This is a genomic window from Stieleria sp. JC731 (assembly GCF_020966635.1).
Lineage (GTDB): Bacteria > Planctomycetota > Planctomycetia > Pirellulales > Pirellulaceae > Stieleria.
On sequence record NZ_JAJKFQ010000018.1, the window covers coordinates 1 to 1,819 of the forward strand.

Annotated in this window: 1 protein-coding gene; it reads left to right on the forward strand. The window is 52.0% G+C overall.

The window, feature by feature from the left end; translation table 11 throughout:
- The first annotated feature begins 186 nt into the window (after positions 1-186).
- Entirely contained in the window at positions 187-537 is a 351-nt protein-coding gene (locus LOC67_RS22710) for a hypothetical protein (protein ID WP_230265128.1), read from the forward strand.
- Positions 538-1,819 lie beyond the last annotated feature (1,282 nt).

A 1,819-nucleotide genomic window follows, 5' to 3' on the forward strand; every position in this document is an offset into this window, starting at 1 on the left:
ATATCAATGCTCGTTCCCCTTGGCGATTTGAATCGGGTAGACTGGTCAGCAGCGATGTGGTGCAGACCGTGGTCGTGTGTACCACGCGAACCATGACATGAACCGAAGTGACGGAGTCGGGGTTTTCGAAGTGGTTAGTCATCCGCCGTCACTCGGTTATGTCCGCCGTTACCCGACTGAGATTCGATGACGCTTCCGAAACGCAACCGTCACAACATCGTTATCGACGGCCTGAAGTTGCACTACAATTACAACCCATATCGACTACATGGCCGCGAATCCTGGGTTTGCGTGCAAGACGCATCAGGACATGGTCCGCTACTCAAGATCCAGTGGATCGGCAATTCTGTTTTGCCTCACCTGGTTGAGCAAGCAATACGCTACGGCATGTCAGAGGGATGGAAACCGAACACTGGTTCTGAATTTGATATCGGCATCGATTGCCGGAACGAATCCGCAGAATTCGCGACTAAGCCTGATGACGGTACACGCTGGTGGTTTTATGATGAAATACTCGGGCCGATCATGCGAGACTAGTGATCCAACACGTCCGAGTGTTCATTACGCGATTCACACGGCGGGTAACAATCGCGTGCACCGGAGTACGCGAGCCGGCGGTTTTGAAGTTGAAAATCTTTCGCGCGTACCCGGTGACGCGTGCCGTTCGCGCGGGTAGGTAAACCGCTGAATGACTCATCTGTTTCCCGGATGGTCATCGCCCTTTGCACTATAAAGCGTTTGGATTTGGCCCATTTGGTTTCACCTATCAACTGTTAGCTGATCGATTCAATTGAAGTTGCGGTTTGATAGTTGCGTCTGAACTCGGCCCACCGGATTTCGCGGGACATTAGTTTCCAATTGATCGCAAATGAATTCACGGTTTGATTGTGTTGCTTGAATGACACCCATCTGAATTCATGGGACAGCAGTTGCCTGTTTATCGCATTTGAGGTCATGGTTTGGATGTTGCGCCGAGATAGCAGTTCAAACGCCCTATGCGCCAGCCGAAATATCAATGCTCGTTCCCCCTGGCCATTCCGATCGGGTAGACTTGTCACCAGCGATGTACTGCCGAACGTGGTCGTGTGTACCACGCGAACCATGACATGAACCGAAGTGACGGAGTCGGGGTTTCTGAAGTGGTGTGTCGTCCGCCGTCACTCGGTTATGTCCGCCGTTCGCGCGGGTAGATGAACCGCTGAATGACTCATCTGTTTCCCGGAGGGCCATCGCCCTTTGCATTACAAAGCGTTGAATCCGGCCTATCTGATCTCACCTAGCAACTGATAGCTGATCGTTGCACTTGAGGTTACGGTTTGATAGTTGCTCGTGAACTCGGCCCATTTGATTTCGCGAGACGTCAGTTTCCTATTGATCGCAATTGAATTCGTGGTTTGATTGTCTCGCTTTGATATCGCCCATCTGATTTGAAAAGACAACAGTTTCCTGTTGATCGCATTTGATGTCACGGTTTGATTGCTGCTCCGAGATGGCTGGTCAGACGCCCTATGCGCCAGCCGAAAAATCTATGCTCGTTCCCCTTCACGATTCCGATCGGGTAGACTTGTTGGCAGCGATGTGCTGCCGACTGTGGTCGTGTGTACCACGCGAACCAGTTGGTGCACCGAAGTCGGCGAGTCGACGTCTTTTGGGTTTTAGTTTCACCTCAACCGCGCCGACTCGGTGACCATCGCCGTTCGCGCGGATGGTTGTGCCTGCGATAACCAACGCCTGTTTTCGATGCTGACGGATCTGGCCCATCTGATCTCATCTGACAACCATTAGCCGATCGCCGCAACTGAGTTTGTGGTTTTATAGT